This window comes from Provencibacterium massiliense, assembly GCF_900169495.1.
In the GTDB taxonomy this organism is placed as follows: Bacteria; Bacillota; Clostridia; order Oscillospirales; family Ruminococcaceae; genus Harryflintia; species Harryflintia acetispora.
In genome coordinates, this window is record NZ_FWCH01000012.1 from 261,428 (window position 1) to 273,848 (window position 12,421).

13 protein-coding genes and 1 other RNA gene are annotated in these 12,421 nt (G+C 59.9%); 6 read left to right on the forward strand and 8 right to left on the reverse strand.

Annotation, left to right across the window (positions count from 1 at the left end; genetic code table 11):
* Window position 1: 1 nt before the first annotated feature.
* The 5 genes from hydE to B5477_RS06305 all read left to right on the forward strand — a co-directional run bounded on the left by hydE (window position 2) and on the right by B5477_RS06305 (window position 5,409).
* On the forward strand, window positions 2–1,009 hold the full coding sequence (gene hydE, locus B5477_RS06285; RefSeq protein WP_242942136.1) for a [FeFe] hydrogenase H-cluster radical SAM maturase HydE: 1,008 nt from the start codon (window positions 2–4) through the stop codon (window positions 1,007–1,009).
* 29 nt (window positions 1,010–1,038) lie between these two features.
* The gene (hydG, locus tag B5477_RS06290) at window positions 1,039–2,457 is read left to right on the forward strand and encodes a [FeFe] hydrogenase H-cluster radical SAM maturase HydG (RefSeq protein WP_079698897.1); all 1,419 of its coding nucleotides are present in this window, start codon (window positions 1,039–1,041) and stop codon (window positions 2,455–2,457) included.
* A gap of 11 nt (window positions 2,458–2,468) precedes the next feature.
* Window positions 2,469–3,656, forward strand: coding sequence for a [FeFe] hydrogenase H-cluster maturation GTPase HydF (gene hydF / locus B5477_RS06295; RefSeq protein WP_079698898.1), 1,188 nt, complete (start codon window positions 2,469–2,471; stop codon window positions 3,654–3,656).
* 86 nt (window positions 3,657–3,742) lie between these two features.
* A complete protein-coding gene (locus B5477_RS06300) occupies window positions 3,743–5,080 on the forward strand; it encodes a CCA tRNA nucleotidyltransferase (protein ID WP_079698899.1) in 1,338 nt (445 codons plus the stop codon).
* Between the two features lie 107 nt (window positions 5,081–5,187).
* Window positions 5,188–5,409 carry a hypothetical protein gene (locus B5477_RS06305; RefSeq protein ID WP_079698900.1) on the forward strand — a complete coding sequence of 74 codons (222 nt, stop codon included), beginning with the start codon at window positions 5,188–5,190 and terminating at the stop codon, window positions 5,407–5,409.
* Here the strand turns inward: B5477_RS06305 and B5477_RS06310 are convergent.
* The 8 genes from B5477_RS06310 to B5477_RS06345 all read right to left on the reverse strand — a co-directional run bounded on the left by B5477_RS06310 (window position 5,402) and on the right by B5477_RS06345 (window position 10,572).
* Window positions 5,402–6,226, reverse strand: a complete 825-nt coding sequence (locus tag B5477_RS06310; RefSeq protein WP_079698901.1) for a M23 family metallopeptidase — start codon at window positions 6,224–6,226, stop codon at window positions 5,402–5,404. The genes B5477_RS06305 and B5477_RS06310 overlap by 8 nt on opposite strands.
* Window positions 6,227–6,299: 73 nt before the next feature.
* On the reverse strand, window positions 6,300–6,755 hold the full coding sequence (locus B5477_RS06315; protein ID WP_079698902.1) for a sulfite exporter TauE/SafE family protein: 456 nt from the start codon (window positions 6,753–6,755) through the stop codon (window positions 6,300–6,302).
* A 47-nt stretch (window positions 6,756–6,802) separates the two neighbouring features.
* Complete coding sequence (locus tag B5477_RS06320) at window positions 6,803–7,162, reverse strand: sulfite exporter TauE/SafE family protein (RefSeq protein ID WP_242942137.1); 360 nt, start codon at window positions 7,160–7,162, stop codon at window positions 6,803–6,805.
* A 180-nt stretch (window positions 7,163–7,342) separates the two neighbouring features.
* Entirely contained in the window at window positions 7,343–8,071 is a 729-nt protein-coding gene (locus tag B5477_RS06325; RefSeq protein WP_079698903.1) for a tRNA threonylcarbamoyladenosine dehydratase, read from the reverse strand.
* Window positions 8,072–8,147: 76 nt separating this feature from the next.
* Window positions 8,148–8,648: a GNAT family N-acetyltransferase gene (locus tag B5477_RS06330; protein WP_242942138.1), complete on the reverse strand. Its 501-nt coding sequence runs from the start codon at window positions 8,646–8,648 to the stop codon at window positions 8,148–8,150.
* A gap of 54 nt (window positions 8,649–8,702) precedes the next feature.
* Window positions 8,703–8,897, reverse strand: a non-coding RNA gene (gene ssrS, locus B5477_RS06335) — 6S RNA.
* A 23-nt stretch (window positions 8,898–8,920) separates the two neighbouring features.
* Entirely contained in the window at window positions 8,921–9,271 is a 351-nt protein-coding gene (locus B5477_RS06340; protein ID WP_079698904.1) for a DUF1292 domain-containing protein, read from the reverse strand.
* A 1,103-nt stretch (window positions 9,272–10,374) separates the two neighbouring features.
* Entirely contained in the window at window positions 10,375–10,572 is a 198-nt protein-coding gene (locus tag B5477_RS06345) for an LPXTG cell wall anchor domain-containing protein (RefSeq protein WP_079698905.1), read from the reverse strand.
* A gap of 163 nt (window positions 10,573–10,735) precedes the next feature.
* On the opposite strand from B5477_RS06345, the gene rlmD reads away from it, so the two are divergent.
* Window positions 10,736–12,364, forward strand: a complete 1,629-nt coding sequence (gene rlmD / locus B5477_RS06350; RefSeq protein ID WP_079698906.1) for a 23S rRNA (uracil(1939)-C(5))-methyltransferase RlmD — start codon at window positions 10,736–10,738, stop codon at window positions 12,362–12,364.
* Window positions 12,365–12,421 lie beyond the last annotated feature (57 nt).

Below are 12,421 nucleotides of genomic sequence, written 5' to 3' on the forward strand. Positions count from 1 at the left end.
AGTGGAAGCGAAGATCACGATCGATCGGATGGCAAGGGGCTATCTGCCGATGACCGAGGAGCTCGAGCAGGTCCTCGCGATGAAGGACGACGCCTATCTGCTGCATACGGCGGACGAGGTGCGCCAAAAGGCGGTGGGGGACACGGTCCATATCCGCGGGATACTGGAGTTTTCCAACCATTGCCGCTGCGGCTGCTTTTACTGCGGGCTGCGCGCGCAAAATGACAAGCTCCCCCGCTACCGCATGGAGCCCGGTGAGATCATCGAAACGGCGAAGGCGGCAAGCGAGGCGGGCTACCGCACCGTGGTGCTCCAGTCCGGGGAGGACATGTGGTACACAAAAGAGAAGCTGTGCTCGGTCATCGAGGGGATCCGCCGGGAATGCGGGGGGATGGCCATCACGCTGAGCGTGGGCGAGCGCCCGTTTGAGGAGCTGCGCGCCTTTCGCGAGGCGGGGGCAGACCGTTACCTCATCAAGCACGAGTGCAGCGACGCGCGCATGTATGGCAGGATCTGCGACGGGAAGGCGCTGGTGAACCGGATCGGCTGCCAGCGCAACCTAAAGAAGCTCGGCTACGAGCTGGGCGGGGGCTTCATGGTGGGGCTGCCGGGCCAGCGGGCCAGGGTGGTGGCGAACGATCTGCTCATGCTGCGCCGGCTCGGCTGCGACATGGCCGGGATCGGCCCGTTCATCCCCCATCCCGACACGCCGTTCGGCGGTTATCAGCCGGGCAGCGCGCGGCTCACCTTGCGTGCGGTGGCCCTCGCGCGGCTGCTGCTGCCAAAATCGAACCTCCCGGCGACCACCTCGCTGGGCGTGCTCGACAAAAACGGGCGGGACGCGGTTTTCTCGGGCGGGGCGAACGTCATCATGCGCAAGGTAACGCCCTGGGCTTACCGCCGGCAGTATGAAATTTATCCCACCGACTTCGGTGAGGAGACCGACCTTATCACCGCCCGGCGCGAGCTGGAGGAGTATATCCGATCGATCGGGAAGGTTCCGCTTTGACTCCGACTTAAAAGGAGGAGACAGGAATTATGTATAACCCGAAATCAATGAACGCTGTGGATTTCATCGACGATAGTGAAATCCTCGAAACCCTGGAGTATGCCGAAGCGCATAAGCACGACCGGGCGCTGATCGATTCGCTGCTCGAGCGCGCGCGCGACTGCAAGGGGCTTTCCCACCGCGAGGCGGCGGTGCTGCTCGCGTGCGACCTGCCCGACGAGGAGGAGAAGATGCACGCCCTGGCCCAGGAGATCAAGGACCGCTTTTACGGGAACCGGATCGTCCTGTTCGCCCCGCTCTACCTTTCCAACTACTGCGTCAACGGCTGCGTCTACTGCCCGTATCATTATAAAAACAAGAACATCCGGCGCAAGAAGCTCACCCAGGAGGAGATCCGCCAGGAGGTCGTTGCGCTGCAGGACATGGGCCATAAGCGCCTGGCGCTCGAGACCGGCGAGGACCCCCAGAACTGCCCGATCGAATATGTGCTCGAGAGCATCGACACCATCTATTCGATCAAGCACAAGAACGGGGCCATCCGCCGGGTGAACGTCAACATCGCGGCGACCACGGTGGAGAACTACCACCGCCTCAAGGAGGCCGGGATCGGCACCTACATCCTGTTCCAGGAAACCTATAACAAAAAGAGCTACGAGCTGCTCCATCCCACCGGCCCCAAGAGCAACTACGCCTACCACACCGAGGCGATGGACCGGGCCATGCAGGGCGGGATCGACGACGTGGGCTGCGGGGTGCTTTTCGGGCTCAACCTCTACCGCTACGACTTCGTCGGATTGCTCATGCACGCCGAGCACCTCGAGGCGGTGCACGGGGTCGGCCCGCACACCATCAGCGTGCCGCGCATCCGCCCGGCGGACGACGTGGACCCCGGCGACTTCTCGGACGCCATCTCGGACGAGACTTTCCAGAAGATCGTGGCGGTGCTGCGCATAGCGGTGCCCTATACGGGGCTGATCATCTCCACGCGCGAGTCGCAGAAGACCCGCGAGAAGGTGCTGCACCTGGGGGTCAGCCAGATCAGCGGCGGCAGCCGCACCAGCGTGGGCGGCTACGTCACGCCGGAGGAAGAGGAGGAGAATTCGGCCCAGTTCGACCTGGCCGACACCCGCACCCTCGATCAGGTGGTGAACTGGCTGCTCGGCATGGGGTATATCCCCTCGTTCTGCACCGCCTGCTACCGGCTCGGGCGCACGGGGGACCGCTTCATGTCCCTGGTCAAGTCCGGCCAGATCGCCAACTGCTGCCAGCCCAACGCCCTGATGACCCTCAAGGAATACCTCACCGACTACGCCAGCGACGACACCCGCCAAAAGGGCGAGGCGTTGATCCTGCGGGAGCTCGGAAAAATTCCCAACGAGAAGGTGCGCCAAAAAGCAATCGAAAACCTCAGGCTGATCGCGCACGGGCAGCGGGACTTCCGCTTTTAGGGGGAGACGGTATGCCGGTCAATGAACTAAACCAGACCCCCAACGCCTCGCGGCTGCACATCGCCCTGTTCGGACGGCGCAACAGCGGCAAGAGCTCGCTGGTAAACGCCTTGTGCGGGCAGCAGGTGGCGCTGGTGAGCGGTTTTGCGGGCACCACCACCGACCCGGTGTATAAGCCGGTCGAGCTCTACCCCTTGGGCCCCTGCGTGCTGATCGACACCGCCGGGTTCGACGATGAGGGGGAGCTCGGGCGCCTGCGGGTCGAAAAGAGCCGCCAGGTGCTCGAGCGCACCGACCTGGCCCTCCTGGTGCTCACGGCGGGGCAGCAGGACCTTTCCCAGGAGGAGCAGTGGCTCGAGCTGCTGCGTGCGCACAAGAAGCCGGTGGTGGTCGCCGTCAACAAGTCCGACCTCTCCACGGAAATGCCGGCGCTCATCAAGGGCCTCCCCCACGCGCTGGTGAGCGCCAGGACGGGGGAGGGCGTCGCACTGCTCAAGGAAAAGCTGATCGAGGCCGCGCCGAAGGACTGTGAGCTGCCCTCGATCACCGGGCATCTGGTGGGGGAGGGGGACCATGTCCTGCTCATCGCCCCGCAGGACATCCAGGCGCCGAAGGGGCGGCTGATCCTCCCGCAGGTGCAGACCATCCGGGACCTTTTGGACCTGCGCGCCTGCGTCTCGGTGGCGACCACCGACAAGCTGGCACAGGCCCTCTCGCTCTACCGGGAGCCGCCCGCGCTGATCATCACCGATTCCCAGGCCTTCGGGGAGGTCTATCCCCTCTGCCCGAAGGGAACCCGGCTCACCTCCTTCTCGGTGCTGATGGCGCGCTATAAGGGGGACATCGAGGAATATGTGCGGGGCGCCGCGGCGCTGGACACCCTGTGCGAAAACGATAAGGTGCTGATTCTGGAGGCCTGCTCCCACGAGCCGCTCGACGGGGACATCGGGCGGGTCAAGATTCCGGCGGCGCTGCGAAAGCGGGTCGGCCAGGGGCTTTCGATCGAAGTGCGCCGGGGCGCGGACATCCCACAGGACCTGACCCCCTATGCGCTGGTGGTTCACTGTGGGGGGTGCATGTTTAACCGCGCGCACGTCCTCTCGCGGATCGCGAAATGCAAGGAGCAGGGCGTGCCGATCACCAACTATGGGATTCTGCTGGCCAAGCTCGGCGGAATCCTGGATAAGGTCGTCTATTGAAGAGCTCCCCGCCTTTGGCGGGGAGCTTTTGCATGAGGCGGTTTTTTGCGCTATAATAAGGAAATCAAAGGAGAGGGGGAAGCGGTGTGCAAATCGAGCTGCCAAGGACGGTGGAGCGCATCCTCGAGCTGCTGCAGGATAGCGGCTATTCATCCCAGGTGGTGGGCGGCTGCGTGCGCGACAGCCTGCTCGGCGAATGTCCGTGCGACTGGGATGTCGCCACCAGCGCCACCCCGCAGCAGGTGCGCGCGCTCTTCGCTCCCCTTTGCCGGGTGGTTTCCACCGGGGAGCGCCACGGCACCGTGACCCTGATCCTCGACGGGGAGCAAGTTGAGGTGACCACCTACCGGATCGACGGCAGCTACAGCGACGGCCGCCGCCCCGATGGGGTGCGGTTTACAAGCCGGCTGTGCGAGGACCTCGCGCGGCGGGACTTCACCGTCAATGCGATGGCCTACAGCCCCCGGGAGGGACTGTGCGATCCCTTCGGCGGGCAGGAGGACCTGCAAAGACGGGTGCTGCGCTGCGTGGGGGAGCCGGACCGCCGCTTCGGCGAGGATGCCCTGCGGCTGCTGCGCGCGCTGCGCCAGAGCGCACAGCATGGGTTTTCGGTCGAGCGGGAGACGGAAAAAAGCCTTCTGCGCAACCGCTCGCTGCTGCTGCGTATTTCACCCGAGCGCGTCGCCAGGGAGCTGATATTGCTCCTCTGCGGGCGGGAGTGCGGACGGGTGCTGCGCCGATACTGGCAGGTGTTGGCGGTGGTGCTGCCCGGAATCGAACCGATGGTGGGACTCGGTCAGCACAACCCTTACCACCGCTTTGACGTATTCGAGCATACCGTGCGCGTGCTCGAGGCGGTTCCGCCCGAGCCGGTACTGCGCCTTTGCGCCCTCTTCCACGACATGGGCAAGCCGGAGTGCTTCACGATAGACGGGCAGGGGATCGGGCATTTCCGGGGCCATCCGCTCATCAGTGAGCGGATGGCGCGCGCGTCGCTCACCGCGCTGCACCTGCCGCGGCGCACGGTGGAGGAGGTCTCTGCCCTGGTGCGCCACCACGACCGAAAGCTCCCGCCCGAGCGCGCCGCGCTGCTGCGCGCGCTGCACGAGCTGGGGGAGACGGCCGTTCGCCGCCTGCTCGTCTTTCGCCGCGCCGACTGGACCGGGCAGGGGACCTGGCCCGAGCGGCTGGTGGAGGTGGACCGCGCGCAGGCGCTGTTGGAAGACTTGCTGGAAGAGGGGGCCTGCTACCGCGAGCGGGACCTCGCGCTGTCCTCCCGGGAGCTGATGGCCCTCGGGGTGCCGGAGGGCCCGTACCTCGGCGTGCTGCGGGGACGGCTGCTCGACGCCGTGATCGAGGGCCGGGCGGAAAACGAGCGCGAGGCGCTTCTGTTTGAAGCACGGCGTTTGATCGAACAGGAATAAACAACGAAAACCAGGGGCAAAACCGTCTGTTGCGGACGGTTTTGCCCCTGGTTTCATAGAATAGGGGGTAAGAGTTGGTTGTTCCAAAGAAGGGGAGGGAAGCGGGGATGTGTCAAAACCCTGTGGAGGAAAACGCACTGCTCATGGTGTCCGCAGCGATCGCTTCCTCCCTTGCCGAGGGGAGGAGCATCGAGGACATCTCGGTGATGTCCGCCCTGCTGGAGGTCGTGGGGGACCAGCTGGCGCTGATCGCGACCCTGCGGGGCAGCTGCGCGAGCAAGGAGCGCATCGGCGTACCTCCCCGGGACGATGAAAGCCGGACTACTTGAGGCCCATGGTCTCGACCGGGTCGACCCACTTGCCGGCCTGCTTGAGGCCAAAGTGGATGTGGTTTTCCAGGCTGATCTCGCAGGGGACCTTGTCCGCCTTGCCGATCACGTCCTTGACCTTGACCTGCTGGCCTTCCTGGACGCCGAGGGTCTGGTTGTCCAGCCCGCAGTAGACCGAGACGAGGGAGCCCGCATGCTCGATTTCCACACAGGTGCCCCAAAGCGCGTCGTCGTAAATCTTCGACACGGTGCCGTCGGCGCAGGCCATCACGTCGGTACCCTTGGCCGCCTTGATGTCGATCCCGTCGTGGGTGCGCCAGTCGTTGAGGGTCACGTTCTTGACCAGCTCACCGCCGCTGTAGGGGTTAAACACCTCGGACATCACGGGCAAGCTGTAGGCCAAGATCGGCTGCTCGGACGAGCCGGCGGGTTTGGAGAAGAGATCGAGCACATCGGCAGACGGCTCGGATGACAAGGCCTGCTGCGGCTGCGCGGGTGAGGAGGTAGAGGACTTGCTCTCCTCCTTTTTCTCCTCGGGAGCGCTGGAGGAGGAAATCTCGACGTCCTCCACCTTCCTCTCGGCCTCTTTCAGGTCTGAGAAGCCCCAGTCCAGTTCGTCGCCCGCCTCGCCGCTGTCTGCCTGCGAGGAGGCTGCCGGAGGGTTTTGCAGTTTTTTTTCGTCCTGTGCCGTGATCGAGTTCATGGTGGAATCGATCGCTACCCATGCCGCGGCGCCGGCGCCTACCACGCAGACCGCAAGCGCGATGTAAAACCCTTTTGAGGAAAGAAATTTACCAAATTTAGAATGGTTGCTCATATGCTTTTAGCACCTCCGAACATAGTTTGTGCCCCTGCGAAGCGGTTTATTCAGTGCGCGAGGGGAAGGAACGCTATTTTTTGGCCGGGCTCTGTCCGGCATTCGTTTCTTCTTCAGAAGCCGGCTTTTTGAAGGCGGAATAGATCTCCTTAAAGGCAATGAGCAGCAAAAATCCCGCGAACAGTCGTCGCAGCAGCCCGTCTGGCAGGCTGCCCGCGAGCTTGCTGCCGGCGAACACCCCCAAAATCCCCGCCGGGATGAGGATGGCCGCCACCTTAAAGTCCACCAGCTTGTTCTTGATATGGATGATCAGTGAGACGATTGCAATGGGGATAAAGAAGACCAGGTTGATCCCCTGCGCGGCAAACTGGTCGACGTCTTTGAAAACGGTCAGGTAGATCAGCAGTACCCCGCCCCCGCCCATCCCCAAAGCGCTGAGCACCGCGCCGAAGAAGGCGGGGAGCAGAGCTGTGAGCCATTCCATATGAATCATCATTCCTCTCTGGATGTTTCGTGTCGGTTTCGCCATGCGAAACTCCCTGTTTGAAAGCGCGCTTTAAAACCGACCTCTCTTTTTTAGCGGAAAAACAGCCGGATGGCCGAATAGAGCACCACCCCGCCGAAGAGCAGGCGCAGCCAGCGCAGAGGGAGCTTATTGAGCAGAAGCGCCCCGACCACCGCGCCCGCCAGCCCCCCGGGGAGATAATAGAGCGCGTCGGTGAGATGGAAGCTGTCGTTCCCGAGGTACATCCCGATGGTGAACAGCGAGAGCACCGAGATGACCAAAATTGAGGTCGCGTGGGATTTGCGGTCCTCCACCCCCAGGGCCTTGAGCACCGGCACGGCGACCATCCCGCCGCCCGAACCGAACAATCCGTTGAGGAAACCCACGAACACGCCGGCTGCCGCCGCGAGGGTCTTTTTCATTTTTTTCATCGCCAAAGCCTCCCACACAAACAATAGCGTTGGCCGTTGGCCGGCCATAAAAATAGCTCTTCGAGCTATTTTTTACAATTCTCACGGCCGGCCTATGGCCATGGCCATTTTTATTGCGAAGCAATAAAAAAATCCGTATTCCGGAATAGGTTTCCAGAATACGGAACGGTTTATACATGGTTATTTGTTTTCGTCCGCTCGTCCGAGCAGCAGCCGGACCCCCTCGGCGGCCAGGATATAGCCCGCCACCGGCGGCACGAAGGATATGCTCCCCGGCGGGTGCCGCCCGGTATTTTCATCGTCGAGCACCACCGCCTTTTGCGCCGGCTCGGTCGAATAGACCACCCGAAGATGTTCGATCCCGCGCCGGCGCAGCTCGCGGCGCATCACCCGCGCCAACGGGCAGCCGGTGGAAACCGTCTCGGTGATGTCCCCGGCGGTGAGATGCTGGGGTGAGAGGCGGTTGCCGGTCCCGAGGCAGCTGACGAGAGGAATCCCAAGCCGCCGGCACTCCTGGGCCAGATGGAGCTTGGCCGTCACCGTGTCGATGGCGTCGAGCACCAGGTCGGGCTGCCAGCCGTAAAGGAAGGAGCTGTTTTCGGGGAGATAGAACTGCCGGCATAGGGTGAGGCGGATTTGGGGATTGATCGAGCGCAGGCGCCCGGCCACCGCCTCGGTCTTGGGCCTGCCGATCGTGTCAAGCGTTGCGATCAGCTGGCGGTTGAGGTTGCTGAGCGACACTTCGTCATTGTCCACCAGCATGAGGTTTCCCACCCCGGCGCGGCAGAGCGCTTCGGCGCAGGAGCCGCCCACGCCGCCCAGGCCCAACAGGGCGACCTTGGCTCCCGCGAGGCGGCGAAGGCCCTCTTCGCCCAGCAGCAGCCCGGTGCGGCAAAGCCACTGATCCATGTACTGCCTCCTTCAAAACGGTGATGTAATGGGCCTGGGCAGGGCCGGCGGCCGCGCTGCCCAGGCGGATGAATCGTTAGATTAATTTTTCATAGGCTATTTTTTCGCTGTTGTCAAAACAGATTGTCCCACAATACGAAAAACCATTCTTTTGCAAAACGTGCTTCATAATATCATTGTCTTGGTCGGTATCCATTTTAAAGCTATGTACATCCCGCTTTCGGGCCATATCCTCCACCAGCTCCAGAACACCGGAGGTAAGGCCCCGCCCTTTTACGGAGTTATCCAAGGCCAGCCTATGCACGACGACATAGGGCTGGTCGCTGATCCAGCGTCCGTTTATGCTGTCATATGCCCGCTCGCCACAGAAATCGATGCAGAGACAGCCGACGATTTCTCCGCCGAGCAGGCAAAGGTAGCCGGTTTTATCCTCAATGTCCTTTTCAATGCAGGGACGATCGGGGTAGCCGTCCTGCCACTGATCCACACCGTTCGCCTTTAAAAAGGCCTTGGCCTGATCAATCAGTGCCATAATGCGGGGAATATTCTGCTCTTGTGCAAGCGCAAGTTTCATCATGGAGCGCCTCCTGGGAAAAGGGGAAGTGGTTTAGCTTATTGAAATTTTGCGAAAAAAATCCCCGCCTTGCCGGTGATAAGCCTTAATGAAACCCGTACGAAGACAGGTGGGTATCCTCCAGTCGGTTTCGCGCTCCCTTCGTCCGGCCCGAGGGCCGGGAGGTCTGCAATCCGCCGACCGCGTCCGGATTCCCAATTCAAAAAGTGTTGGATTAAATAATTGCTTATCTGCCGCACAACGCAGGGATCTTCTTTATGGCCGTTCGGAGAGGCTCAGTCCTCGTCCTCGCCGGCTTCTTCGTCTTCGTCGTTTTCGATGTCCTCGATCGCTTCGATGTCGAACTCGTCCTCCAGGCGCTCGGTAAAGATAGCGCTGATGGAGCTGAACTCCTTCTCGTTGTCGATCGCCTCCAGGTATTCGCCCTCGTCGTCGCAGAGCACCTTCATGATGACCAGCTCAGCGTCGCTTTCAAGGAGCTCTTCGACCTCGTCGTAGTGCGGCACCATGGCCAGATACCGCCCGTCGTCCGTCTCGATTGCATCGAGCACCTCGAACATGTGCTCCTTACCGTCTTCATCAACCAGAGTCATCAAATCAGGGGAGAAGTCCATCTCATCTGCCATATCTCCACCGGTCCTTTCCTCAGTATATTCTGCCCGGCGTTCTCTGCCGTATCCATTAGTATATACCAAACCTGCCAAGAATTCAAGAAAAGAATGGCAGGTTGACAGCATGTAGATTATCAATAAAAGTTTTCAAGAAATTTTAAAAAAACTATTGACAATGGCGCAGGGGGCGGTTATAATAAAGACACAAAGACGGAAGGAAATGAATAGACTAGAACAAAAGGAGAAAGGGGTGGTTCCGATGTACTTGACGGAAGATGAGCCGCAGTGCTTTGAGGGGACCCCGGCTCCGTCGAATAAGGATCGGTAACCTAGCGAATCCAAGCGAGAATATGGCTTTGATTTCATCGCAAAGTATCCATCAGAAATGATGTTGCATGAAAACAAATCGTTCTTGTAACGCGAGTGGATTTAACCACTAAAAGCAGGTTATCGAAACGCGGCAAGGTCGATGGAATCGGGCGTAGAAAAACGAATGTCATCCAACAGCAAAATAATCCTCTGGTATATCAGGGCTGGCTCAAACGGCCGGCCGGTATGGATTCCTTAAGAAAGGATTCATAGGAATGAACGCAGAAATGCGGTTTCCTCCATCAAGTGGTTTTAAGGCGTGTTTGTTTTGAAGACCGGTTGATGGATCAGATATAAAGGAAGGAAACAGTTGATTTGTTGGCAGCATTCACACAATCAAAGAAAACGTAAGACAGGAAAGACGATCAGACTACCGTACGATGTATGGCAAGGATCGGCAATGGGTTGCAAAAGTCGAAGCGGCCGGACTGGATTCGGAGTGAACACGAGGCAACTGCTGTAAACGAAATGACCCGCCGGGAACTATGTGGAACCGTACACTAAGCTTTCGATGAGGTTTGATTGTGTGAAGCGGTAATGAGCATTCCAAATACAATTCAATAGATTGTTCTGCGGCAAGCTGAAAAGTGATATGAGCCGCAAATAAAGATGAAAAGGTGAGTCCAATGAAATAGCCAGAAGGCTATCTCATCGAGTAACCGAGAAAGCTTTATTGACAAACAACAAAAGCCCGGAACCGCTTCGGTTCCGGGCTTTTTAGCGCTTTGCCGACTGCATGAGAAGCACGCCTATTTTTTGTTTTTGCGAATGCTCATGATGACGAAGGCGATGACCGCGACCAGGGAAATGCCCAGAATGATGAACACCAGGCCGATCTTGCTGTTGTCGCCGGTGGCCGGGTTCACCTCGGCGGCGAAAACGGTGCTGCACAGCGAGAGGGCCAGCAGAATCCCCATCGGCAGGGAATGAAGCAGTTTTTTGAGCATCGTTTGACCTCCATTTCAGTCTGTGTGACCACTACAATATCTTATAGGATATTATAGTGGTTTTTGGATGATCTTGTCAAGGAACAGATTGTGAACAACCCGCTTTCAACCGGGCCCGGTTTATGGTATCATAAAGGAAGTAAATGCGAATGGGGAGTAAGGGATGCTGCAAAAGAACAGTGTGATCGAGCTTGCTGTCACGGCGTTGACCAGCGAGGGCAACGGCGTGGGCCGCTATGAGGGGATGGCTGTTTTCGTGCCGGATACCGCCATAGGGGACAGGATCGAATGTAAAATCGTCAAGGTGCACCCCCGTTTTTGTTATGGGCGGCTGGAGCGGCTCCTCGTCCCCTCCAAGGACCGGATCGAGCCGGACTGCCCGGTGAGCCGGCGCTGCGGCGGCTGTGCGCTGCGGCATCTGAGCTATGGGGCGGAGAAAGAGGCCAAGTGGCAGCAGGTACAGGACGCCTTTGACCGGATCGGCGGCTTTTCGCTGGAGTGCCAGCCGCTCGTTTCGACCGGTATGGTGGACGGCTACCGCAATAAGGCGCTTTATCCGGTGAGGGAGCGGGACGGTCAGGTGATCATCGGCTTTTTCGCCCGCCGCTCGCACGAGGTGGTGGAAAACCTTGCTTGCCGTCTTCAGCCGCCGGAGTTTGAGCGGATCGCGGGGGTGGTGCGGGACTTTTTGCAGGAGGAACGGATTCCCTGCTATGACGAAGGCTCCTGTAAGGGGCTGGTGCGCCAGCTGTATCTTCGCAAGGCGTTCGCCACCGGCGAGATCATGGTCTGCCTGGTCTTAAACGGCGAGACCCTTCCCCAAAGCGGGAGGCTGCTCGAAAGGCTGCGGGATACGCGGCTGCCCATCCGTTCGGTCTGTCTGAACGTCAACCGGCGCAACACCAATGTGGTGCTGGGGGAGAGGACCAAGGTGCTTTGGGGTAGGCCGGTGATCACCGATCTTCTTTGCGGCGTGCGGGTGAATCTGTCGGCCCAGAGCTTTTACCAGGTTAACCACGACGCTGCCGAGCTGCTCTATCAGAAGGCCCGGCAGTGTGCCGCGCTGACGGGAAACGAGGTGCTGCTCGATCTCTACTGCGGCACCGGGACCATCGGGCTCACGATGGCGCGGCAGGTGCGGCAGCTGATCGGTGTGGAGATCGTGCCCGCGGCAATCGAAGACGCCAAGGTTAACGCGCGGGAGAACGGGATCGAGAATGCGCGCTTCCTCTGCGACGATGCATCCGGGGCCGCACAGAAGCTCGAAAAGGAAGGGATCCGTCCCGACGTGGTGGTCGTCGATCCCCCGCGCAAGGGGTGTGATGAACAGGTGCTCGCTGCCATTTCCCGGATGGGCCCGCGGCGGGTGGTGATGATCTCCTGCAATCCCGCGACTGCCGCGCGCGACTGCGCGCGGCTGCGGGAGCTGGGCTACGCGCTCCAGGAGATTACGCCGTTCGATCTGTTCCCGCGCACGACACATGTGGAGACGGTAGTTCTTTTGTCCAAACTCAATACTAAGCAACATATCGAGGTGGAGTTGAATCTGGATGAGCTGGATTTGACAGCGGCGGAGAGCAAGGCTACCTATGACGAGATCAAAGCGTATGTGCTGGAAAAGTATGGTTTGAAGGTGTCCAGCCTGTATATCTCCCAGGTCAAACGGAAGTGCGGGCTGGATGTGGGGCAGAATTATAATCTGTCAAAAAAGGAAGATGCCAAAGTGCCACAGTGTCCGCCGGAAAAGGAAGCGGCGATTATGGATGCACTGAAGCATTTTCAAATGATTTGAGATGTAGTCATAGTTTCCCTCACCTTGAAAAAATGCAGCGCAGCTCACCAATCGACA

Bases quoted from the DNA above. Each gene is read 5' to 3' on its own strand.
- hydG (WP_079698897.1), top strand. From the start codon at position 1,039: ATGTATAACCCGAAATCAATGAACGCTGTGGATTTCATCGACGATAGT.
- hydF (WP_079698898.1), top strand. From the start codon at position 2,469: ATGCCGGTCAATGAACTAAACCAGACCCCCAACGCCTCGCGGCTGCAC.
- B5477_RS06305 (WP_079698900.1), top strand. From the start codon at position 5,188: ATGTGTCAAAACCCTGTGGAGGAAAACGCACTGCTCATGGTGTCCGCA.
- B5477_RS06310 (WP_079698901.1), bottom strand. From the start codon at position 6,226: ATGAGCAACCATTCTAAATTTGGTAAATTTCTTTCCTCAAAAGGGTTT.
- B5477_RS06315 (WP_079698902.1), bottom strand. From the start codon at position 6,755: ATGGCGAAACCGACACGAAACATCCAGAGAGGAATGATGATTCATATG.
- B5477_RS06320 (WP_242942137.1), bottom strand. From the start codon at position 7,162: ATGAAAAAAATGAAAAAGACCCTCGCGGCGGCAGCCGGCGTGTTCGTG.
- B5477_RS06325 (WP_079698903.1), bottom strand. From the start codon at position 8,071: ATGGATCAGTGGCTTTGCCGCACCGGGCTGCTGCTGGGCGAAGAGGGC.
- B5477_RS06330 (WP_242942138.1), bottom strand. From the start codon at position 8,648: ATGATGAAACTTGCGCTTGCACAAGAGCAGAATATTCCCCGCATTATG.
- B5477_RS06340 (WP_079698904.1), bottom strand. From the start codon at position 9,271: ATGGCAGATGAGATGGACTTCTCCCCTGATTTGATGACTCTGGTTGAT.
- B5477_RS06345 (WP_079698905.1), bottom strand. From the start codon at position 10,572: ATGCTCAAAAAACTGCTTCATTCCCTGCCGATGGGGATTCTGCTGGCC.
- rlmD (WP_079698906.1), top strand. From the start codon at position 10,736: ATGCTGCAAAAGAACAGTGTGATCGAGCTTGCTGTCACGGCGTTGACC.